This window comes from Sphingopyxis sp. PET50 (assembly GCF_025244705.1).
Taxonomy (GTDB): Bacteria; Pseudomonadota; Alphaproteobacteria; order Sphingomonadales; family Sphingomonadaceae; genus Sphingopyxis.
Genome location: NZ_CP104207.1, coordinates 88,623 through 110,083, shown reverse-complemented (window position 1 = coordinate 110,083; position 21,461 = coordinate 88,623). Strand labels below are relative to the sequence as shown.

Annotated in this window: 23 protein-coding genes and 4 pseudogenes; 3 read left to right on the top strand and 24 right to left on the bottom strand. The window is 69.6% G+C overall.

Annotation, left to right across the window (positions count from 1 at the left end; genetic code table 11):
- Positions 1-117: 117 nt before the first annotated feature.
- Positions 118-306 (top strand): DUF1993 family protein, encoded by a 189-nt coding sequence (locus N0A20_RS19925; RefSeq protein WP_312846663.1) that lies wholly within the window; start codon positions 118-120, stop codon positions 304-306.
- Positions 266-550 (top strand): annotated as a pseudogene (locus N0A20_RS00605) (DUF1993 family protein); the annotation flags it as partial. The gene N0A20_RS19925 and the pseudogene N0A20_RS00605, both read left to right, overlap by 41 nt.
- Positions 551-813: 263 nt before the next feature.
- Here the strand turns inward: N0A20_RS00605 and N0A20_RS00600 are convergent.
- The 12 genes and pseudogenes from N0A20_RS00600 to N0A20_RS00550 form a co-directional block, all read right to left on the bottom strand.
- The gene (locus N0A20_RS00600; protein WP_260582102.1) at positions 814-1,254 is read right to left on the bottom strand and encodes an ExbD/TolR family protein; all 441 of its coding nucleotides are present in this window, start codon (positions 1,252-1,254) and stop codon (positions 814-816) included.
- A 253-nt stretch (positions 1,255-1,507) separates the two neighbouring features.
- Positions 1,508-2,428 carry an OmpA family protein gene (locus N0A20_RS00595; RefSeq protein WP_312846582.1) on the bottom strand — a complete coding sequence of 307 codons (921 nt, stop codon included), beginning with the start codon at positions 2,426-2,428 and terminating at the stop codon, positions 1,508-1,510.
- A 243-nt stretch (positions 2,429-2,671) separates the two neighbouring features.
- Entirely contained in the window at positions 2,672-3,034 is a 363-nt protein-coding gene (locus N0A20_RS19920) for a hypothetical protein (RefSeq protein ID WP_312846662.1), read from the bottom strand.
- Positions 2,949-3,212 carry a hypothetical protein gene (locus tag N0A20_RS19915; protein WP_312846581.1) on the bottom strand — a complete coding sequence of 88 codons (264 nt, stop codon included), beginning with the start codon at positions 3,210-3,212 and terminating at the stop codon, positions 2,949-2,951. The genes N0A20_RS19920 and N0A20_RS19915 overlap by 86 nt, the downstream gene beginning before the upstream one ends.
- A gap of 12 nt (positions 3,213-3,224) precedes the next feature.
- On the bottom strand, positions 3,225-5,354 hold the full coding sequence (locus tag N0A20_RS00585; protein ID WP_260582101.1) for a phage tail protein: 2,130 nt from the start codon (positions 5,352-5,354) through the stop codon (positions 3,225-3,227).
- Positions 5,355-5,610: 256 nt separating this feature from the next.
- Complete coding sequence (locus tag N0A20_RS00580) at positions 5,611-5,982, bottom strand: C40 family peptidase (protein ID WP_260582100.1); 372 nt, start codon at positions 5,980-5,982, stop codon at positions 5,611-5,613.
- A gap of 133 nt (positions 5,983-6,115) precedes the next feature.
- On the bottom strand, positions 6,116-6,931 hold the full coding sequence (locus N0A20_RS00575; RefSeq protein ID WP_260583973.1) for a DUF2163 domain-containing protein: 816 nt from the start codon (positions 6,929-6,931) through the stop codon (positions 6,116-6,118).
- A 5-nt stretch (positions 6,932-6,936) separates the two neighbouring features.
- Positions 6,937-9,265 (bottom strand): annotated as a pseudogene (locus N0A20_RS00570) (DUF2460 domain-containing protein).
- 178 nt (positions 9,266-9,443) lie between these two features.
- Positions 9,444-10,025, bottom strand: a complete 582-nt coding sequence (locus N0A20_RS00565; protein WP_260582099.1) for a tail tape measure protein — start codon at positions 10,023-10,025, stop codon at positions 9,444-9,446.
- Positions 10,015-10,209, bottom strand: a complete 195-nt coding sequence (locus tag N0A20_RS00560) for a phage tail assembly chaperone (RefSeq protein ID WP_260582098.1) — start codon at positions 10,207-10,209, stop codon at positions 10,015-10,017. Before N0A20_RS00560 ends, N0A20_RS00565 begins: the two co-directional genes overlap by 11 nt.
- A gap of 171 nt (positions 10,210-10,380) precedes the next feature.
- Positions 10,381-10,695 (bottom strand): gene transfer agent family protein, encoded by a 315-nt coding sequence (locus N0A20_RS00555; protein WP_260582097.1) that lies wholly within the window; start codon positions 10,693-10,695, stop codon positions 10,381-10,383.
- Positions 10,692-11,099 (bottom strand): phage major tail protein, TP901-1 family, encoded by a 408-nt coding sequence (locus N0A20_RS00550; protein WP_260582096.1) that lies wholly within the window; start codon positions 11,097-11,099, stop codon positions 10,692-10,694. Before N0A20_RS00550 ends, N0A20_RS00555 begins: the two co-directional genes overlap by 4 nt.
- A 50-nt stretch (positions 11,100-11,149) precedes the next feature.
- Between N0A20_RS00550 and N0A20_RS00545 the strand changes: the two genes are divergently transcribed.
- Positions 11,150-11,482 carry a hypothetical protein gene (locus N0A20_RS00545; RefSeq protein ID WP_260582094.1) on the top strand — a complete coding sequence of 111 codons (333 nt, stop codon included), beginning with the start codon at positions 11,150-11,152 and terminating at the stop codon, positions 11,480-11,482.
- 434 nt (positions 11,483-11,916) lie between these two features.
- On the opposite strand, the gene N0A20_RS00540 is transcribed toward N0A20_RS00545, so the two are convergent.
- From N0A20_RS00540 to N0A20_RS00485, 12 genes and pseudogenes are all read right to left on the bottom strand, one after another.
- A complete protein-coding gene (locus tag N0A20_RS00540) occupies positions 11,917-12,321 on the bottom strand; it encodes a DUF3168 domain-containing protein (protein WP_260582093.1) in 405 nt (134 codons plus the stop codon).
- The gene (locus tag N0A20_RS00535; protein WP_260582092.1) at positions 12,318-12,854 is read right to left on the bottom strand and encodes a hypothetical protein; all 537 of its coding nucleotides are present in this window, start codon (positions 12,852-12,854) and stop codon (positions 12,318-12,320) included. Before N0A20_RS00535 ends, N0A20_RS00540 begins: the two co-directional genes overlap by 4 nt.
- The gene (locus tag N0A20_RS00530) at positions 12,854-13,132 is read right to left on the bottom strand and encodes a hypothetical protein (protein WP_260582091.1); all 279 of its coding nucleotides are present in this window, start codon (positions 13,130-13,132) and stop codon (positions 12,854-12,856) included. Before N0A20_RS00530 ends, N0A20_RS00535 begins: the two co-directional genes overlap by 1 nt.
- A 213-nt stretch (positions 13,133-13,345) precedes the next feature.
- Positions 13,346-13,513, bottom strand: coding sequence for a hypothetical protein (locus tag N0A20_RS00525; protein ID WP_260582090.1), 168 nt, complete (start codon positions 13,511-13,513; stop codon positions 13,346-13,348).
- Entirely contained in the window at positions 13,510-14,856 is a 1,347-nt protein-coding gene (locus N0A20_RS00520; protein WP_260582089.1) for a tail fiber domain-containing protein, read from the bottom strand. The genes N0A20_RS00525 and N0A20_RS00520 overlap by 4 nt, the downstream gene beginning before the upstream one ends.
- Before the next feature lie 99 nt (positions 14,857-14,955).
- The gene (locus N0A20_RS00515; RefSeq protein ID WP_260582088.1) at positions 14,956-16,098 is read right to left on the bottom strand and encodes a phage major capsid protein; all 1,143 of its coding nucleotides are present in this window, start codon (positions 16,096-16,098) and stop codon (positions 14,956-14,958) included.
- A 74-nt stretch (positions 16,099-16,172) separates the two neighbouring features.
- Positions 16,173-16,596 (bottom strand): annotated as a pseudogene (locus N0A20_RS00510) (HK97 family phage prohead protease).
- Positions 16,597-16,652: 56 nt separating this feature from the next.
- Positions 16,653-16,982: a DUF6127 family protein gene (locus tag N0A20_RS00505; RefSeq protein WP_260583972.1), complete on the bottom strand. Its 330-nt coding sequence runs from the start codon at positions 16,980-16,982 to the stop codon at positions 16,653-16,655.
- 211 nt (positions 16,983-17,193) lie between these two features.
- The gene (locus N0A20_RS00500) at positions 17,194-18,300 is read right to left on the bottom strand and encodes a phage portal protein (RefSeq protein ID WP_260582087.1); all 1,107 of its coding nucleotides are present in this window, start codon (positions 18,298-18,300) and stop codon (positions 17,194-17,196) included.
- A 199-nt stretch (positions 18,301-18,499) separates the two neighbouring features.
- Positions 18,500-19,778: pseudogene (locus tag N0A20_RS00495) on the bottom strand (DNA-packaging protein).
- A gap of 68 nt (positions 19,779-19,846) precedes the next feature.
- Complete coding sequence (locus N0A20_RS00490; protein ID WP_260582086.1) at positions 19,847-20,422, bottom strand: hypothetical protein; 576 nt, start codon at positions 20,420-20,422, stop codon at positions 19,847-19,849.
- A 415-nt stretch (positions 20,423-20,837) separates the two neighbouring features.
- Positions 20,838-21,116: a DUF3892 domain-containing protein gene (locus tag N0A20_RS00485; protein ID WP_260582085.1), complete on the bottom strand. Its 279-nt coding sequence runs from the start codon at positions 21,114-21,116 to the stop codon at positions 20,838-20,840.
- Positions 21,117-21,461: the final 345 nt, after the last annotated feature.

Here is a 21,461-nt window from a genome sequence, read left to right as displayed (position 1 = left end):
AAGGAAGAGACGATGCTCTACGACATGACCGTGCCCGCCTATCGCAACGGCCTCCGCGCCCTCTCGGCGTAGCTCGGCAAGGCGCTCGCCTGGGGCGCCGGGAACGGTGTCGGCGAATTGCAGTTCATCGCCGCGCGCCTCGCCCCCGACATGTTTCCATTGTCGGCGCAGGTCCGCTTCTCCTGCCTCCAGGCGATCCAGGCGGCCGGCCCGCCTCGGCGCGGCGGGCGCTCCGGCATTCGCCGACGACGCCACCGATTTCGCCGGTCTCCAGGACCAGATCGCGACGACGCTCGCCTGGCTTGACGGCGTCGATGCGGCGACGATCGACGCCGATCCGGCCCGCGCGGTCGCCTTCGAGCTGCCGAACGGCATGGCGTTCGACATGACCGCCGCCACCTATGTGCGCGACTGGGCGCAGCCGCAATTCTACTTCCACCTCGTCGCCGCCTATGCGGTGCTCCGCCACATGGGCGTCCCGCTCGGCAAGGCCGACTATGTCGATTACATGATGGCCTGGCTGCGCCCGGGCACTGCCCCGGCGGGCTGACCGCTGCGGGTCGGGAACGCCGGTCTCCGCGAGGAAGCGGACGATCCAAATCCTCCCCGGAACGGGGAGGGGGACCGCCGGAGGCGGTGGAGGGGGCTGCCCGCCTGAAGCGGCGTCGCTTCGGGACGCGAATCCCCTCCGTCAGCGCTGCGCCAAAGGCGCAGTTTATCCTGAGCGCCTGCAAGGCAGTCGAAGGGCGCCGCCACCTCCCCGCCGGGCGGGGAGGATTTGGGAATGACCGCGATCCACCCGAAAGCCGCTGCTCAGATCAGCCCGCCATATTGGTGGATATTCGGGAAGGCGAGGCGCGTCCCGCCATTGCGGCGGATCGCCCCGATCGCCTGGTCGACACGCAGATAGCGCGCCCGCGCTTCGGGTTCGAACATCAGCACCGGCTGGTCGGGCCGTTCCGCCGCCAGCTTCACCCGTTGCCCGAGTTCGGCCAGATCGATCGCCTCGCCGTTCCAGCGAATGATGTCGCTGGTGTCGATGGTCACGAGATTTTCATCGAGAATTTTTCCCGGAACCTCGGGCCCTGTCGGCAAGGTGATATCGACGCTGTGCGTCGGCGGCGGGATGGTGATGATGAACATCACGAGCATCACCAGCATCACGTCGATCAGCGGCGTCGTGTTGATGTCGGGATCGCCAGCAGGATCGGCCCGGAAAATGCTGCGGTGAAATTGGCTGCGACGTCTGTACATCGTCTCTCTCCCTCTCGGGCGCGGAGCGAAGCGGCTACGTAGCCATCGCCCTTTCGCGCCACAGACCGGGCCGCTCGCGCCGCCCGCAGGCAGTCACCGATCTTTTGTTATGGTATAACATTATCATCACCGCGCAAACAAAAAGCGCACCATCCCCTGCAGGCCGGTCCGCGACGCCGATTGCCCATAAGGAAAGGGCGGCGCCTTGCGGCACCGCCCCTCCTTGTTTCTGGCCCGAACCGGGCGGGAAATCTTAGTTGCCCGAACCCGGACCGTATTTGATTTCCACGCGGCGGTTCTGGTCGTTGCGCACGCCATCGGCAGTGGCAACGGCCGGACGGCTTTCGCCGAAGCCTTCGGCGGTGATCGAACCATCCGAGATACCGCGAGCGGTCAGATAGGCACGAACCGCGTCGTTGCGGCGATTCGACAGGCCGACGTTGTACGTGGCCGAACCCGAACGGTCGGCGTGACCGGCGAGCCAGACCTGCGTGCCGGTGCAGCCGCGGTTGTAGGCGCTGATGGCGTTGTCCAGCGTCGACGCCGCTTCGGGCGTGATGTTCGACTGATCCCAGTCGAAATAGACGATGTACGGGCCAGGCTCACACACCGGCGGCGGCGGCGGCGTCACGATCGGCGGCGGCGGGACCACGACCGGCGGCGGCGGAACCACGACCGGCGGCGGCGGCGGCTCGGCGCCACCGAAGTTGTAGGTCAGCGTGCCGAGGATCGAGTGCGAACGGAAGCGCGTCGAAACGTCGCGGCCACGCTGATCGACCAGGTCGAGGTTGTCGGCGTTGAAGAAGCGATACTTCAGGCCGACGTCCCAGTTGCGGGTCAGCGGCGCGCGAACGCCGGCGATCGCCTGCCACGCGAAACCCGTGTCCGAATCGTCGAGGAACGGACCGGCGAAGACGGGCTCGACCGAAACGCGGGCCACACCGGCACCACCGCCGACAAAGCCCTGCAGGCCGTCGTCGTCGCCGAAGTCGAGCATCGCATTGACCATGAAGCTCAGCGCGTTCGAATCGCCGTTCAGGTCGAAGTTGCCGGTGACCAGGCTGCCCGAGCCATTGACCGAGCCCGGAATCCCGGGCGTGTTGAAGCGGCTTGGCCTTGATATCGGCTTCGCGATAGCCGACTTCGACTTCCGCGCGGAAACCGCCGAAGTCATAGCCGACGACGCCTTCGAAGTCGTAGCCGGTCTTGTGATCGAGCGTACCCGAATTGTTGAAGGTGTCGATGTCGAGATCCATGTCCTCGACGATCATGACACCACCCCCAACTCCAACATACCAGGAGTCGTCGCGCGCCAGAGCCGGCTGTCGCAAGGGCGGTGGAGGCCAACGCCACGGCGGCGGCAAGCTTCCTCATAATAGATTCCCCTTTCAATTGAGATTCACGTCTCGCAGACGTCCTACCTCCGCCTTTGGTTCCGCGCAAGCGAACAAATCGCCAATCTGTTGCCAAAATGCCGCACTTGTCGCGGGATATTGGGTAAATTCAGCCTTAAATCAGAAGACCATGGCCGACGAGCGCCAGAATCAGGGCCCCGATCGCGGCGCGCGCTTCGGAATCGACCGTCGCGCCGCCCGCCGGACTCGCGATCGTGCCGGGCTCGACCCATGCCGCGCCGTCGAATCGCATCCAGGCGCCGTCGCTCAGCCGGAACGTGCGCATGCCCGCCCGCGGGGTCACGAAACGCCAGCCGCCGCGCGGTCCACAGAGCCAGCGCGCCACCCTCGCCGTCCCACGCCCCGGAAGCGCCCGCGCCGACGATCCAGCCCTGTCCGGGGTCCGGCGTCGCCGCATGGGGTCGCCTGCGGCCCGGCCTCGACCACCGGCTGCACCAGCAGGTCGAGCAGGGTCAGCGCCTCGTTGTGCGTCACCTCCTTCTGCGCCTGCGCCATCGCCAGCAACGGGAGCGCCAGACGCGCGGTACTCGGCAGGTCGGTCATCGGCCAATCCTTTCAATCGAGGGCAAGAATCAGCGGCAGCGACAGCGCGAAATCGCCGACCTGCCGAATCTCCAGGCTGGTGCCGGGCGCCATCGCGCCGGCCTCGGCCGGGCTCAGATGGAGCGACGGCAGGGCGCAATCCCACGGACCCAGCCCCGTGGCCGCGGGCACCGCGGTCACGCGCCAGGCCTCGCGGCTCTCGCCGAGCGGCAGGTCGACACCGTCGCGCCAGCCGGGATCGACCCGGCTGCGGCGTATCCAGTCGACCAGCAACCCGCCGGCACCGTCGCCGCGCAGCCGTCCGTGCACCGGCGCCAGCGGACGCAGCGCCGCCGCGCCGCCCGGAACCGCGACATCGTCGAGATCGCTCCCGCCGCGCGCCGTCCATTGCAGAATCGCCGCGCCGCTCTCGGCCCAGCCCGCGAGCGCATCGGGCAACAGGAAAAGCGCGGCATCGTCGAGCAGGACGAAGGGCGTCCCCGCCGGATGCGGCGCCAGCCGCTCGGTCCCCGCGCGCCCGCGCAGCAGGCGCGACAGGCGCCATTCGCCGGGCGCCAGCGCCTCGGCCACGCCGAACTGGATCAACTCGTCGCCGACCATCGCCCGATTCGCGCCGCCGAGCAGCAGGCCATCGTCGACCGAAACCAGCGTCATCGCCGGATTCGCCAGCGAAACCAGGATCCTGGATTCCCCGTCGAACAGCGCGGGGTCGCCGGCTTCCAGCGTCGCCGTCAACGCGCCGAGCGCCGCGGCGGGGCGAATCGTCCCCACCGCTATCGGCTCGCTTCCCGGCGTCGGCACCAGCCAGGTCTCGGCGCCGCGCCACCCGTCATTGTCGCCTGCGGCGGCGAGCAAAACACGCGGCGCGATCGCCGCCCCGGCCCCCAGATTCGGAATATCGAACAGCCGCACCAGCCCCACGCTGTCGGGCCAGTCGGGTGCCGGCACCGACACGCCGGGATCGGCCGCATCATCCATCACCGCGACCGGCTGGTACCGCGACAGCTCGATCCGCACCTCGCCATCCTTCACCGTCCGCGACGCGACGCGCCAGGCGCTGGTATCGCCCAGCGTCACCACCCCGCCGACCGGCAGCGCGAGCGCCGCCAGGTCGCCGCGCCACACCCGCGTTTCGCGACCGTCGCCCGCCGCCGCGGCCAGCCGCCGCGCCAGCGCCCGCGCGCCGCCCGCGGACAGCACCGCCGGCAGGTCGATCCGCTCCTCGCGCCGCCCGCCGCCCGCGACAACCGCCGTCTGCTGCCCCAGCTGATAGTCGCGCCCGGGCTCGTAATGCCGCAGCCGGACCGTCCCCGGCAGCGCCGCCAGCGGCAACCGCCGCGTCTCGGCGCCGTCGGCCGCGGCCTCGATCCGCCGCGTCTCGGCAAAAGCGCCCAGCGCCACCGGATCGCCGGCAAGGCCCGTCGGCGCCAGCCGCCAGCCGTCCGCCGCGCCGATCAGCCGCACGCCATCGGCGTCGAACAGCGGCGCCAGCGCGTCGCGCACCCGGTCGCCCGACGCGGCATAGCCCGAAAACAAAGTCCGCCCCGCGCACCGCCCAGCCTCGCCGAGCAGCGTGTCGCCGACCAGCCCCGCGTCGATCGCCCCCGCATCGGCCTCGACCTCGAAGGTCAGCGCCGGAATGCGGTTGCCGAAACTCGCCAGTTCCAGTTCCTCGAACACCGCATAGCTCAGCCCGCGAAATGCGCTCGCCGACCCCATACCCACCGCCGCGGCGATCAGCGGGTCGACCGCCTGATCCTCGCTCCCGTCGTACCAGCGAAAGGTGCAGCGCTCCTGGAACGTCCCGCTCGTTCCCCGCAGCAAATTGCCGTCGGCCCAGATCCGGCGGATCGCGCGGACCGGCCGCGAAGACAGGGCGATCGCCAGCGACACCGCATAGCTGTATTCGGTGGCCGAGGGCCGCCCCTTGCCGCCGCCATGCTTCTCGCGCCGCTCGATCAGGTCGGTCGCCCAGATCACGCTGCCCGCGACGCGCATCGTCCCGAACAGTTGCGGAATCTGCTGGCCATAGGTCGACGCCTGCACCTTCAGATCGGCCAGCCGCGGCCCCTCGCGCCCCTTGGGCTTGAAGATTTCGGCGTCGATCTGCTGCCCTGCAAAGGCCCCGATCGCCGCCCCCACCGGCCCGCCGACGATCCCGCTCAGCCACCGTCAGCACCAAGGTTGCCATGAAACACTCCATAGAAAAGGACAGCGCGGCGCGCGGCGAAGGGGCACGATGGCGGGTTTTTGGGCGGGGGCGGACGTTTGTCCTCCCCTCCCGCAGGCGGGAGGGGTCGGGGGTGGGCAGCGACGTTGCGATGGCCCACCCCGCTGCGACTAACGAACAAGTTCGTAAGTCTCGCTACCCCTCCCGCTTGCGGGAGGGGAAACCAGTTCATTCCTCAAACGTCCCCTCCCCACCCCGAAACCGCCATCGTTCGACCACACCACTTTCCCGGCCCAGCGGCGTCTCCACCACCCGCCGCAATCCCGCATGCGCCTGCACCAGGCTCGCCGCCCCGATCAGCCCCAGATGAAATTGCCCCGCCGCCAGCGCGATCAGCGCGACATCGCCGACAGCCTCGTCCGCCACCGGCGCAAACCCCGCCGCAACCAGCCCCGCCTCGACGCGCTCGCGCGCCCAGCCCCGCAACGGATAATCCCCCGGCCGCACCAGCCGCACCCCCGCCGCCGCATAGGCGGCCCAAACCAGCCCGACGCAATCGAGCCCCGTCGCCGGATCGCACCCCTGCAACCGGAACCGCACCCCGACCAGGCCCCGCGCCGCAACAAAGGCCCGAGCGCCGATCCTCTCAAACCCCTCCCGCAAGCGGGAAGGGCAGCGAGACTTGCGAACTTGTTCGCTAGTCGCAGCGGGGTGGGCATCGGGCCCGCCGATCTCATCCACCCGGATATCGCGTCAGCAAATCATTGCCCGGCAAATGCGCCTCCCCCCGAAAATTCTCGGCATTGCCGAACCGCCCCCCGCACGTCGCCAGCTGCCGGTCGCACCCCTCGGTCAGCCGCACCCGCGCCGGCAGGTCGGGCAGCGCCCCCGGCACCTCGGCCAGAGTCAGCACCGTCCCCTCGTCGGCGATCACCGGCGACGCCAGCCCGCACGCCGCGCCTTCGATCCACAGCAATTCGCCATAGGCCATCGTCCCCGCCGCGACCGGGGCATCGAGCGTCACCGCCCGCCCGGCCACCGAAACCACCCGCCGAAAATGCGTCAGCGGCGCCAGGTCGACGCGGCACGCCCGGTCGCCCAGCGCCGCGCGGCACGACGGCGAGGTCGCGGGGCACGCCGGCCCGTCGAGCCAGCGCATCACCCCCTGCAGCTCCGCCGCGAAGGCCGATCCCCGCCGCTCGACCGCCCCCAGCTCGCCGCGCGCGACGACCACCGGCGCCGCATCGGGCGCGCTCCAGTCGGTCACCATCAGCACCAATTGCGCGCCGTCCCAGCGTCCCGCGTCGAGGTCCGCCGCCGCGATCGCCGCGCTCGACACCGCGCCCTCCAGGTCCATCGTCTCGACCTCCAGGCTGTCGCTCGTCTCCAGCGCCGACGGCTTCATCCCCGGCGCCGCGCGATACAGCGTGCCATCGACGAACAGGTCGCGGTCGTGCGAGGTCAGCCCCACGACCACCCCGTCGCGCCGCGCCAGCCGCCAGCACCACGCCAGCGTCACCAGCTCCTCGCGCAGCCAGCCGGGCGCCATCGTCATCACCACGGCGCCCGCACCTCGACCAGCGGCACGCTCGCCATCTCGCCCGCCAGAAAGGTCGCGCGGCTCACCTCCAGCCGGTCCTCGGCAAAGCGCACCGGCACGTCGAAGCGGAACCCCGCGCGCACCGCGCTTCCCTCGGCGGGCGCCACATCGAGCAGCACCTCGCCCTCGCCGGTCACCGCGAATGCCGCCGTCTCGACCCCATCGACCGATACGCGCACGCTGTCCGCAACCGGCAGGCGGATCGCCCGTAGCTGCACCGCGTCCCCCGCGCCGTACCGCTTGACCAGCGCGAACTGCCGCTCGGCTCCCGTCGCCGATCCCCAGCAGCTGATCCTCGGGTCCTGGCAGTCCGCCATCGGCCGCCGACCCATTGTCGAACGGATCGCGAAAGCGGAACGCCCGCGCCGCCCCGCGCCGCGCGCGAAAGAAATCGGTCAGCGCGCGCACATCGGCCTCGGAGCGCACCCCCGGCCCGGCGTCGTAACGCATCCGCGCCTCGGCCCATTCGCTCGCGCGCTGCTCGTGCCCCGACGGCGCGCTCACGATCTGCGTCGAAAATTCGGTGATGCCGAGCGCCTCGCGCCCGATCGCCAGCGGGAAATCCACCGCATCGAAAGCCTGCACCTCATCCTCCCCGTCGAACCAGACAAAGCCGTCGCGCGCGACCTGCGGCAGCGCCCAGACGAACGTGCGCGCCACCCCCGCGCGCACGCTCGCCCCGGCCGCCCCGGCGATCGCCGCCCATTGGCCGCGATCCTCCGTCCGCAGCACGAAACCCGCGAAATAATGCTGCTCATCAACCGGATAGCCCAGCCGCGCCGTCATCGCCGCGCGCGCCAGGCCCTGTCTCGGCCCCGCGCCCGCCGGTCACCCAGTCATAATCCTCGAGCTGCAGCACATCGAAGCCCGGCGCCGCCCAGCCGACCGGCACATTCGCCCGCCGCAGCTCGGGCGCCGCCGGGTCGAGCACCGTCGGCAGAAAGACGAGCAGATGGCTGGTGAAATCCGCTGCACCCGCCTCGTCGCGCGCCGCCGCGGCCAGCGCCGCGGTCGAACCCGCCAGCAGCGCCCCCAGCGCATCGAGCATCGCGCACTGCCCCGCGTCGAGCCCCCCGCGCACGTCAGGAATCGCGACGCTCGCCGCGCCCAGCGCCGCCGTCGTTGCCGCGTCATAGGCGCAGATCCGCCCGCCCGGCGCCACCCACCACCAGGGCTCGCCCGCCTGGAACTTCACCGGCAGCCCCGCCGCCCCCGCCACCGCGACGAACGCCCGCGCCACCAGTTGCAGATAGCCCATCGCCACCGCATTCGCCGAGCGACAGCAGCGTCGACGGCGGTACCCACCCGGTCAGCGCCTAGCGCGCCCTCGGCATCGCGCTGTTTCCAGTCATCCGGACAATATTCGTCGAAAACTTCGTACGACAGCGACCAGATCACTCCCAGCCCGGCCGCCGCGCATTCGTGCGCGAAACCCGCGTGCCACGCCGCGCAGGGCGCGTTGATCGCCCCGCCTAGCCAGGCTGGCATAAAAGCCGCCGCCCTCCGCCGCGAGCCGCATATAGTGGCTCATCCCGACATAATGGACGATATCGCCGCGATAGCCGAGCGCGACGATCTGCCGCACCACCCGCGCCGGGGTCAGGTGATAGCAATCGTCATAGCCGTTCGCGATGCCCAGCCCATGCTCGGGCAGCATCGCATCGCCGACCGCCAGCACCGACCCCGATCCCGTGACGGCGATCTCGCTCATCTCGGCCCATCCCCCGGCCGGTCCCGCCAGCACGCCCTCGCCGCCGTCATAGGCCGTAGCGGCACCAGCGACACGAACATCCGGTCGATATCGCCCGCCCACACCGGATCACCCTCGCCGGGGAGCAGATAGCCGCCGTCGAGCGCATCGAAATCGAGCGTGACGACGGCATCCTCCCCCGTCCCCACGGCATAATTCCACAGCCGGACATACCAGGCGCGCGGCTCCCCTTCGGCATCGCGCCCCTCGATCGTCAGTGTCGGCCCGTGCAGCGCATCGAGCGGCTTCACCCCGCCCGAGCGCCAGCGGAAGCTGAGCTGCGTATGTCGAAAATCGCGCTTCGTCTCATAGGCCAGCAACGGATGATCCCAGCGATCCTCCGCCTCCCAGATCAGCCCCGCCAGATCCTGCTTGCGGTAGAAGACCGTCTCGACGCGCAGCGCCCGCGGCCCCGTCGTCGCCACCGCCGCCATCATCGGCCGCGCGAAATTCACCGTCCAGAAACGCGGGTCGAACCTTTTGATCCAGCCCCTGCGATGATGCGGCTCCGCCGCCACCAAGGCCCAGCCCATCACAAAAACCCTCCCCTCCCGCTTGCGGGAAGGGCAGCGAGAGTTGCGAGCTTGCTCGCTACTCGCAGCGGGGAGGGCCGTCGCACCGCCACTGGCCCTCCCCCAGCCCCGCCCCTATGCGGGAGGGGAGCCACGGCGTCGCGCCGGGAATTTTGAACCTTGACCATGGCATCATTCCCTATGCTTGGCCCGCCTCGACCGCGCGCCGCACCGCGCGCGCCAGTTGCCGCCCGGTCTGCGCCAGCCGCGCCGGCTCGCTCGATGCCTCGCCGCGCACATTCACCGTGATCGCGATGTTGCGCACGCTTCCGCCCGCCGCCTCGATCCGTCCGCTCGCCGCCGGCACGAACAGTTCGGGCCCGCGCTCGCCGACGCGATAGGCGCGCCCCGCGCTCACCGGTCCGCCCGTCGCGCGGCCGGGCGCCCCGCCGATCGCCCCCGCGATCGCCTGCCCCAGCGCCAGCAGCCCGCCGCCGCTTCCTCCGCCCGCGCCGCCACCCAAAATCGCGCCGATCCCGTTCTCGATCGCCGCGCGCGCGATGTCGGCCATCACCGCCAGCGCCAGCCGCTTCAGATCCTCGAACCCCAGCTTGCCGGTCAGGATCGCGCGCGTCAGCGCATGTTCGATCCGCCGTCCCGCCGCCTCGGCGCCCACGGCAAGCGGCCCTTCCAGTTCGGCGCGCAGCGCCGCCACGTCGCGCCGGAACGCGCCGGTGTCGGCGCGCACCGACACCAGCATCTCGTCGATCTCATCGGCCATCGGGAAACACCTCCATCATCGCCGCCAGTGCGCCGCGGTCCACCGGCGCCGTGCCCGCATCGTCGGCCCAGGCCGCGAGCACCGCCGCCACATCGGTCGGCGTCGACGCCCAGAACATGTCGGGCGCCCAGCCCGCCAGCCTGGCCATCAGCCCGGCAAGCCGCAGCGCGACATCCCCGATCATCGCGCTCGCCTCGACGGCGCGAAAATCTCACGCGAAGACGCGAAGGCGCGAAGAAGATGGAAAAGGGGCGGCAAAGCCGCCTTTGAAAACACCCTATGCCGCGGGCGTACACGTCCGCCACGCAAGAGACCGTGCCTCTTCGCGTCTTCGCGTCTTCGCGTGAACCTCATGTCACCGCCCCTGCAATATCTGCCCCAGCAGCACGCGCAGCGCCGGCGTCACCGCCGCCAGCCCCTGCGCGACCACCGCCTCGCCCACCGCCTCGCGGGTCAGCGCCTCGGGGCGGTCGCGCACGCAATGCCAGAACAGCGACGCCAGTTCGCCCAACCCCAGCCGCCCGTCGGCGGCGCGCTCGACCAGCGCGAACAGCGGCCCCAGCTCGCCCTCCGCGGCGACCAATGCTGCAAAGCTCGGGCGCAGCAAAAACACCGCGTCGCCGACCCGCAGCTCCGCTTCGCCGCGCAATATATTCGCGGCCCCGCTCACAGGCTCACCACCGGTCCGCTCGACTCCAGGTTCAGCATATATTGACGCTCGCCATTATAATCGCCGGCATAGTCGAGCCGCGTCACCAGGAATCGCCCCTGCATCCGTTCGCCGCTTTCGAATGCCAGTTCATAGTCGTCGATCGCGCCCGACAGCGCATGGCCGCGCAGCCGTACCTCGGAATCCGACCCGGTGAAGATGCCCGCCGCGCTCACCGACACCGACCGCACCCCCGCGCCCGACAGCAGCTCGCGCCAGCCGCCCGAATCCTTGGTCGTGACGTTGACCGCCTCGCCGTTCACCGACAGCTGCGTGGTGCGCAAACCCGCCACCGTCGCATAGGTCGGCGGCGCCTCGCCATCGCCGATCTTGAGCAAAAAGGCGCTCCCATTTTCGATTGCCATGGTTTAATCTCCTTGCCTCACAAGAACATCCGCAAACGGGGAGTCGCGGGATGCTGATCACAACGTTATTGCTGGCCGCCATGGCGCCCGCCTCGACCGCCCAGGTCGACACGACGCGCGCCGCCTTCACCAAATGCCTGCGGCAGACGATGAAGAAGTCGCTGCAGGACAAGATGGGCGAAGCCGAATTCGAAATGAGCCTCAAATCGGTCTGCAACGAACAGCGCGAGGCCTTCCGCACCGCGGTGATCGCCTTCGACCGCGCGGGCGGCGACAAGGACGCCGAAGACAATGCCGAGATGCAGATCGAGGACTATCACGCGAACTTCACCGACAAGTTCAAGGATTACAGCGCATCCAACACCCTGCCCGGCGACGACTGACACCGCAGCATTGTTGCAGCATTAGGTGCAGCATAGAATGACACCCCCCGTTTCAGGGCGATGATGTCTTTTGCAAGCCCGGGACGGGAATGGCCGGTTTCGGGCGTTAGCGGACGCAGGCTTATCGGCGGCACCGAAGGCGCAGTGCGCCGACGTGGGTGAGATTGATTTCGCACAAAGGCACAAAGGCACGAAGATGTCGTGCTTGCCGCGAAGCGGCTTTACCTCTTGGGCCTCGTCAAAACATCGACGTCGATGAGAAGGCGGCCCTTTCGGCCGCGAACGGCCCTCTTCGTGCCTTTGTGCCTTTGTGCGAAACAAAATATCCGCCCCATCAGCCTCGAACAACGCTTGCTGAGCGCGTCGCCAAATGTCCGCCTCCCACCCCGATCCCGACAGCCCGCCTGGGTTTGCAAAGCACAGGATCGTCCCTTTCAGGGCGGAGAGACGAGCCCCGCCAGACACCGGCACCGTACCACCAGCTCGTGCCGCCACCCGCCGTCCTTCACAAAGGCGAACCGCGTCCGCACAACGCGTGCGCCGACGATCCGCCATCCTTCGCTGTCGCCGCGCAGCCCCGGTGCCAGAGCCTCGATCCGCGCCGCCGCGGCATCGCCCGCCGCCTCGCCGACGCCCGCCAGCGCGAGCGTCAGGCGCACCTCGCGGCCCGCGACGTCCTTGGTTCCCCAGTCGGCGCCCTCGGCCGCGCCGACCGTGACATAGGGCGCGCTCGCCCGTGCCGGCACGCCGTCGAATACGCCATGCACCAGCTCCGCCAGCGCGCGATCGTCCGCCAGCACCGCCAGCGCCCGCGCACGCACCGCTTGCTCGGCACTCATCGCCCGATCCCCACACGCCGCCATGGCTGCCACAGCGCCGCGATGATCGCCGGCACCGCCGCCGCATCACCGTCGCGCGCGGCGTGCAGATGCTGGATCATCCGCGCAAGCCCCTGGCGGATCGCCTCGGGTACGCCATTCGCCTCCGCCGCCAGTCCGGCGCGATAGGCAATGCGTATCCGCGTCGCATCGCCCGGCGCCTCGATCCGCAGCCGCGCCGCGCCATCGCGATCGACCTCGGCGCGCCAGGCATCCGCGCCCAGCAAAACCTCGTCCTCGCCCGCCAACGCCGTCACCGCCTCGATTTCGGCGACCGGCCTCTTGGTCAGCTGGACCCATCCGGCGCGCAGCGGCATTTCTTCGGTCACCGTCCGCGCGATCAGCATCTGCCCGGTAAAGGCCTCGCACAGTTCGACGGCGCTGCGGATCAGCCCCGCGACCACCGCATCGTCCTGCCCCGCGCCCAGCCGCAGCCACGCCTTCGCCTCGGCGACCGCCACCGGCGCCGCGCCCTTGTCGATCCCGACGATCATCAGCGTTCCTCCACCCGCACGGTCAGCGACCGTTCGTCGATCTGTCCGTCGCTCAGGGTCACCCGGTTGGTGACGCGATAGACGCCGCCCGCCGCGCCGCCCTCCAGCGTCGCGGCGCAGCGCAGCAGGTCGTGGCTCGCCGCCACCACCGCGATGCCGCCGGCCGCCTCGGGCTCGACCGCCCAATCGCTCGCCACGATCGTCTGATCGTCCAGATAGGCATCGCCCCAATCGAACATATAATCGACCCGCGCCCCCGGATCCTTGATCACCAGCATGAAATGTCTCCCGCTCACCTGAATCCCCTCACCGCGACCGATCGGCGATCTCCCCTCCCGCAAGCGGGAGGGGCAGCGAGACTTACGAGCTTGCTCGTTAGTCGCAGCGGGGTGGGCAAGGGCGACAGCGCAGGAGCGAGCCTGCGGCTCGCGCCCACCCCAACCCCTCCCGCCTGCGGGAGGGGAGAAGATGCACCCAAGCCTGTTGGATCATCACCGCCGCACCGGCACCACCCGCCGCTCGCCCGCCCGCGACCCGACGCCCATCCGCCGCCCGTCGCCGCGCGCGGCATTCACCCGCGGCTCCTGATATTCGCTCGCCAGGTCGCGCAGACCCGCATCGCCGATCGCGCCCGCGCCGATCGCCCGCGCGTCGATCATGCCGCGGCCCCGCTCGCCAGCCCGGCGATCAGGAACAGCGCCAACTGGTCGCTGCGCACCCCGAACCGGTCATGCGCGACGCCCTCGGCATCCTCCCACCGGTCGAAGCACAGAAAGCCATAGGGCGTCCGCCCCGGCAGGCCGCCGGCATCGATCGGATCGACCAGCCCTTCGTCGGCCATGATCGCCCACACCGCCTGCGCCCGCACCCCGAAATGCCGCCGCGCCTGGTCCGCGCCTTTGGCCGCGATCGCATCGTGCCACTGGAAAAAGCCCAGCTCGCCCGATATCCGCCGCGCCGCGCGCCGTTCCGCCGCGCTTGCTAGCCCGTGCCACAGCTTCTCGCGGGCATCCGACGTCTGGATCGCCCCCGTCGCCGCATAGAGTGCCGACCAGCGGAAACTGCTCAGCCCCAGCGTCTGCAGATTGTCGGCGCCGGGGCGAAACCGCCCCGTGCTGTCGAGCACCGCCGACCGGTCGAGCAGCGCCGCGGTCGAGACGCTGAATTTCAGGTCGGTCTGTCCGCCATGCGTCGCGGGCATCGTCGCCGCGATCTGGGCGCGCACCCCGGCCCCCGCGACCGATCCATCGCCGGTGCGAAAATTGAGCGCCGCAAAGGCCGCGTTGGCGGTCCAGTTTCCGACGCCATTCTGCGTGTCGGCGATCTCGATCGTCACCGGCGCGCTGCCGTCGATCGCCGAACTCGCCCTGACCACCAGCCGCTGCCCCGGAGCCTCCTCGCCGACGCCCAGATTGCCCGCGCAGACGAAAGCCCCGCCGCTCCTCTGGTGCACCAACGCCGCCGCCGGGACATTCACCCAGCCGCCGCCCCGGCGCACCGTGACGCTGTCGGTCGCCTCGACCGCGGTCGCCGGCGAATGGCCGGTCGAAATCGGCTGCTTGCCCGCGATCGCGGTGTCGTGCGCGGTGATCGCCTCGCCCTGCGCTGCAACCGTCGTTCCCATTGCCGTCAAAGCGGCGCCATGGGCGGCAACCCCGGCGCTCGCCGCCGCCAGCGCGCTATCGGCCGCGGTCAGCCACCCGGCGCCCACGGTCAGCGCGACCGTCTTGATTCCCGCCAAAAAGGCCACCGCCGCGCCGCCGTTCGACGAGGCCGCGACGACCTCGCGCACCAGCCGGCCCTCGCCGTCGAGCGATCCGGTCCCGGCCTCCCACTCGTTCGCGTGCCGTACCCCGGCAATGCTGTAATGAAAGCTCGCACCCTCGGGCACGACGTCGGCAAAGCGCCGATGCCCCGCCACCGCGCCGCCCAGCGCCAGCGGCCCCGCCCCGGCCGTGCTGCTCGTCTCGCGCACCAGGTCGGCGAAAAACAGGCTCGGCATCACCGCGCCTCCTCATATCCAGTGGAAAAAATAAGCGCCCGGCCCGATCCCGAAAGGGAAAGGCACCGGGCCGGGCGCCGCATCGCGCGCCAGCCGCGATCAGCTGGCGGCGAATTTCATCAGCTTGATCGCCTCCGAATCGATGATCGCGCCGCCCACCCGCTTGGTTGCATAGAAATGCACGAAGGGCTTGTTGCTGAACGGATCGCGCAGGATGCGCGTCTCGCCGCGGTCGGCGATCAGGTAACCGGCGCGGAAATTGCCGAAGGCGATCGACAGGCTGTTCGCCGCCACCGCCGGCATGTCCTCGGCCTCGACCACCGGATAACCGAGCAGGGTCGCCGCCTGTCCCTCGACCATCCCCGGCTGCCACAGAAAGGCGCCGTCGGTGGTCTTGAACTTGCGGATGCGCGCCAGCGTGTCCGAATTCATCACCCAGCACGCCCCCTGCCGGTACGGCGCGCGCAGCGAATGGACCAACTCCACCAATTTGTCCTGCGGGTTCGACGCCGCGAACGCCCCCGCCGCGCCCGACGCCAGATATTGCAGCGTCCCGAACGCGCGCACCCCGTCGGCCTCGTTCGTCGTCGCATAGTCGAGGAAACCCTTGGGCCGGTTCGTGCCATTGCCGCCGACGAAGGCCGCCCCCTCGGCCACCGCGAATTCGCGCGCGATCTCGTCGGCCAGCCAGGTCTCGACATCGAACATCGCATCGTCGAGCATCGCCTGGCTCGCCGCCGGATTGGCGTAAAGCTCGCCCGACGGCGGCGCGATCTCGGCGAAGCTGCGCGTCGCCGTCTCGGGCCGCGCCGCGGTCTCGCCGACCCAGCCAGCCCCCGTCGCGCCGGTCGCGACCAGCTTGCGATAGCCGCTCGTCCCGGTCTGGACGACCGTCGCGATGGCCCTGATCGGCGACAGCGACTTCAAGGTTGCGGCGATCGACCCGTCGATCTCGCGCGGCACCGCATAACCACCCTCGCCGCCCGAAGCGCCCGACAGGCTCTTCATCTCCACCCCCGCATCGATCCCGCGCCGCAGATAGCGCTCGACAAAGGCGTCGCGCGCCGGATCGGCCGCCTTCGCCCCGTCGAGCGGCAGCCGCGCCGCCGCCACCGCCTGTGCATCGACCTGTGCCTTCAGCGCCGCGACCGACGCCTTCAGCTCATCGACCGCCTCCGCCGCCAGCACCGCATCGAACGCCCCGTCGAGCGCATCGGCCTTCACTTCCATCTCCAACTCCATGCCCGTCACTCCTTCTGAAATTTCTTCCCTCCCCCTTGACGGGGGAGGGTTGCAAAGACTTGCGAACTGGTTCGCTAGTCGAAGCTGGGTGAGGGTGAAGCGACCTCTCGCCGCTCACCAATGTCGATCCGAACAATCCGCGCCAGCGCCTGCATCGGCGCCGCCACCAGACTCACCTCTGCAAGGTCGAGCCCCAGCAATTCGCGCGGATTGCTCCCGCGCGCCGCGGTCACCCGGTACCCGAACGACAATCCCGTCAGCGCCCCGCGCGCGACCAGCGCCGCGGCGGTCGGATGCATCACCCGCGCCACCACGCGCAGCCCGCGCGCATCCTCGGCCAAGGCCTCGATCGTCCCGATCACCGCGCCGAGCCCGGTGCTGCCACAGCAAGGGCACCGCGCGCCCCGCCGCCAGGCTCGCCGCGAACGCCCCCCGCCGCACCACATCGCCCCCGCGATCGACCCGGTCGAACACCGAGGCGTAGCCCGCGAAACGCAGTCCCCCCTCCCGCTTGCGGGAGGGGGTCAGGGGGAGGGCCTGTTCCGCCGCAAAACTCACCGCAGCAGCCCCGGCAGTCCCATCTTCACCGCCAGCCCGACGACCAGCAGCGCCAGCATCCCGCGCACCGCCCAATCGACCGCCGCCTTCCACGCGCTCGTCTTGGCATCGCGCCACGCGCCGAGCAGTTGCCGCAAATCCCCGATATCCTCGCGCGCCGCCGCGTCGGCGAGCCCCAGCCGCGCCAGCGCCCGCCGCGCCCCCAGCTCGCTCGCCTCCTCGATCAGCGCGCGCAGGATCGCCGCATCGGCGGGCGCACCGGCCGCTCCGGCCGCACCCGTCCCCGCCAGCGCGATCAGCCGCGCCAGCGCCTCTTCCTCATCCATCATGATTTCCTCGAAAAATCACACCAAGGCACAAAGGCACAAGGAGGTCTCAAACCCCGTTTGTCCTGAGCTTGTCGAAGGACCGTTCTTCCTTTCGGCGGCGCGGGCAAAGGACGGCCCTTCGACAAGCTCAGGGCAAACGGAACAGGCGAAAATCTTCGTGCCTTTGTGCCTTCGTGCGAGAAAAATCGTTGCCGCACCGCCAGCAGGTCTACCCCACCCCCAGCAACGCCTTCTTCTCCTCGGCGCTCAGCCAGTCCGCCCCCGACACCTCGCGCCACAGCGCCATCCGTTCCTCGACCAGCGCCAGCACCTTGTTCAGATCGACGCGCAAGGCCGCATCGGGAAACCAGCCGCGCAGCCCCTGCGCGATGCCGCCCAATATCTTCCCCGCCAGCGGCAGCACGGTCAGCCGCCACAGCGCGCGGTTCGCCTCCCGGTAATTGGCATAGGTCGCATCCCCCGGCAGCCCGAGCAGCATCGGCGGCACGCCGAAGGCCATCGCGATCTCGCGCGCCGCGCTATGCTTCAGCTCCAGGAAATCCATGTCCGCCGGTGACAGCGACAGCGCCTGCCACTTCAGCCCGCCCTCCAGCAGCAGCGGCCGCCCCGCATTCGCCCCGCCCGCGAACCCCTCGGCCAGTTCCTCGCGCAGCCGCTCGACCTGCTCGGCCGACAGCGGCATCCCCTTGTCGCCCGGATCATGCACCAGCGCCCCGGAGGGCCGCGCCGCATTGTCCAGCAGCGCCGCATTCCATTTGGTTGCGGCATTATGCGCCGCGATCGCCGCCGCCGCCGCGCCCAGGCAGCCCGCGCCATAATGATCGTCCAATGGATGCGGCGCCTTCAGATGGACGACCGCGGTCCGCCCCGCACCATCCTCCGCCGCCAGCACCGCCGCGCTCCCCCCGGCCTTGTAGCGATAGGCGACCGGCCATCCCCGGCTGTCGGCCTCGACCGTCACCCGCTCGGGCCGCAGCGCGAACAGCTCGGCGGGCGCCCCCGCCCCGTCCGCCAGTATCTGCACATAGCCATTGCCGTGGAGCAGCAATTGCGCCGCCAGCGTCTCGATCAGCCCCTGCCCGCCCGACGTGCCCGACACCAGCGCGACCAGCGCCGGATCGCTCGCCTCCAGCGGCGCTCCGCCCGCGGCTTCCGCCACCAGCCGCACCGCCCTCTGCACGATCGGGTTCGCCAGATACCCCTCGCGCACCTGCGCCTCGAACGACAAGGGCGCGGGCGCCGACCACGTCCCGTAAACCCGCGACAAAGCGGGCCGCGCAGAACCCTGCGCGGCCTTGCGGCCAAACCAGTTCATAAGATTCTCCCACAAGATCCTCCCCGGAACGGGGAGGGGGACCGCCCGCGAAGCGGGTGGTGGAGGGGGCTATCGGCCTTGCGCCGCCGCCATCGCCCCTCCCCCGTTCGCATCGAGCGAAGTCGAGATGTCCATCGGCCGCGAGGGCCTTCGAGGTGTCTCGACTTCGCTCGACACGAACCGGTTTACAGCGACGCGACTAGACCCGCCGCACCCCCGGCCCGGTCACCCCGGCCCCACGCAACAATTCCGCCAAAGCCCAAACGCACGCATCCGCCCGGTCGGGCGACCGCCCCGGTCCCGCATAGCCGCCGCCGACCTGCAACCCGCAAAGCTGGTCTTCCAGCTCGCCGAACGCCCCCGCATGCACCACCTGCCCGCGCTCGTATGCCAGCGCCACCGGCTCCGCGCGCCGCGCCTTGCCGATGCTGGCATGCACCGCCTTCACCGGCAGCGCGATTTCCGCCGCGCGCAGCGTTTCCAGCACCATCTCGCCGCCCATATTGCTTTCGGCCACCACCCGGTCGGCGCCCCAGCGCGCCGCCGCCGCCGCGACCGCCTGCGCCCACGCCGATGGCGAAGCCTTCTCCACGCTCGCATCCTCCAGCACCGCCAGCCGGCGATCGCGCAACAGCGCCGCGACGACGATCCCGCACGCATCGCCTTCGCTCGTCGCCGGTGGATCGACGCCGATCACCACCCGCGCCGCCTTGCCCACCGCATCCGCATCGACCCGGGACGCCTCGATCAGCGCCCGCGTCCACAGCGCGCCCTCGACATCCTCCAGCAACTCGCCGTCCAGTTCCTGCTCGGCCCAGCCGCGTCCCGCCATAGCTTTCCAGCATCGCGACCACGAAATTGTCGGGCAGGTGCGGATTGTCCTTCGTCCGCCCGAATGTCTCGGTCAGCCCCGGCGCCGCCTTGACCCGCCACATAACCGCATTGGTTCGCGGCGTCGTCGTCACCAGCACGCGCGGCCGCTCGCCGAGCCGCATCCCCAGCATCAGATTGTCCCACGCGGCGATCCCGCGCCGCCATTTCGCCAGCTCGTCGCACCACGCCGCCTGATGTTCGGGCCCGCGCAGTTCCTCGCCGGCCTCGGCCGAATAGAGCGTCGCCACCGCCCCGCTGTCGAACAGCAGTTCGCGCCGCCCGGCAATCCAGCGCGGCTTTTCATGCGCGCGCGCCACCGCGATCAGCCCGCTCGGCCCCTCGATCATCACCCGCACCCCGTCGGCCTGCGTCGCCGCGACCAGCGCGATCCGCGCCAGCGGCATGTCGCGGGCGATCTCGCTCACCCATTCGGCGCCCGCGCGCGTCTTGCCGAAACCGCGCCCCGCCTGGATCAGCCAGATGCGCCAGTCCCCCGGCGGCTCGCGCTGCCCGTCATTCTCGAAACCGTACCAGCGGCGGACCAGCTCGCGTCTCTGCGCCCTGGTCAGCCCGCGCAGCACGAAGTGCCGCTCCTCCTCGCTCATCGCGGCGAATTCCTCGGCGATGCCCCGCGTCGCGGCGCGCAGGGCCTCCGCGTGCCCGGCCGGCACCGTCACGCACCGCCCTCCGCCGCGCCGTCCGCCCGCGGTTGCGCAACCAGCTCGCCGCCATCGACGCACGCTTCGCGCCGCGCCCGCTGGCACTTGACCATCGCGATGCGCTTCAACAGCACGGCGTCGGTCTCTTCCTGCGTCGCCACATGCCGCGCCTGCGACCGATAGGTCCGCGCGCGCCCCTGCTCGACGCTGCGGCGATGCTGTTCGAGCAGCTTGATCGCCTGCTCGACGCTCATCGGCGCGACCAGCGCGGCCCCCTCCTCCACGGCCTCGACCGCCAGCACCCCCGTGACCTCCAGCGCCCGCTGCAGCAACGCCGTCTCCAGCCGCTCGTAACCCAGCGTCAACGCCTCCTGCCACGCCCGCGCGAACAGCGGATCGCGCTGGCGCAGCACATAGGCGCTGCGCTGTCCCATGCCGGCGGCGTCATGCGCCCGCGTCACGTTGCAGCTCGCCGCCAGCTCGGCCAGAAAGGCCGCGCGCCGCGCCTTGGTCCAGCTATTCCGCTTCGCCTTGCGCTTCTGCAGCGGGCCGTGCTGGCACCCCGAAATCTCCTCCTCGCCATCGCCCATATCGGTCTCGCCCCAAACGCCAGCGGGCCGGAAGCCCCCTCTCCTCGAAGGGGCCCCGGCCCGACTCGCAATTGTCCATGATGCGAATGATGTGGAGTTAATGTAGTTTGCAAACCCACAAGCATCCGTGATCGGCGGTCGCCCCTGCGATGGACGCGATTCGCCATGATGTAGAAAGCTCTACATCAAGCGTGACGCTGTGTCAAGGAAAATAACCTATTTGGTTATCAACTTCTCAGGAAGGCCATCTGCGAAGGATATAGGACATGCGGCATATAGAAGACGAATTGCGCCGCATCGGCGCGCGCCTAGCCGCTTTCCCCGATCCGTTCGAACACGCCGGGCTATACGCGGCCCAACAAGCGCTGAGTTGGGCCGCGAAGCCTGAAGCGTTCAAAGCCCCCTTACGATCTCGTCACGGGCAGTGGGGCAGGTACAGGAGGTTGTTGTATGGATAAGAGTCGCGCACCGTCTTCAGATAGCGACGCTTTGAAACCGGATGCGTCGCCACCTCAATGAGCGCTACCTTGCCATCGACCATGGTGTAGAAAATATCGTTACCACCGTCGATCATGCGGATTATAGTGTCGATCCCGTACCACCATACATGAGGGTGTGAGCCGCCCAAGCCCTGTAGCCTGCGATCTGTGTCAAGGTTATCGGGGGTGTGGCACTCTGCTCTATAGGTCGTCATGCGATTTGGCTCCTTGGCCGTTCATCGCAATCGCCTTGACCCATCGCCTTATGAGAGTAGGGTAATCCCGCACTAGAGCTAGTCCGCTGGCGATTGCTAGATCGTAGCAGATGATCAGGCCGGGGCTGTGGAGGCCCCGGCCTTTTCTTTGTCAATTGTACTCTATCTGTTCCGGCGCTGGCAGAGTCGAGTCCGGATTGCCAAAAGCTAGAAAAAAGTTAACGAGGTGTTGCGCGAAAACATCGCTGAGACATGTACATGTCTTTATGTGGCGCTGGAATCCTTGCTTTTTGGTTCCACAGGCTTGTGCTTCACTATCGTTGCGTCCTTCTTGTCAAAGTGGTC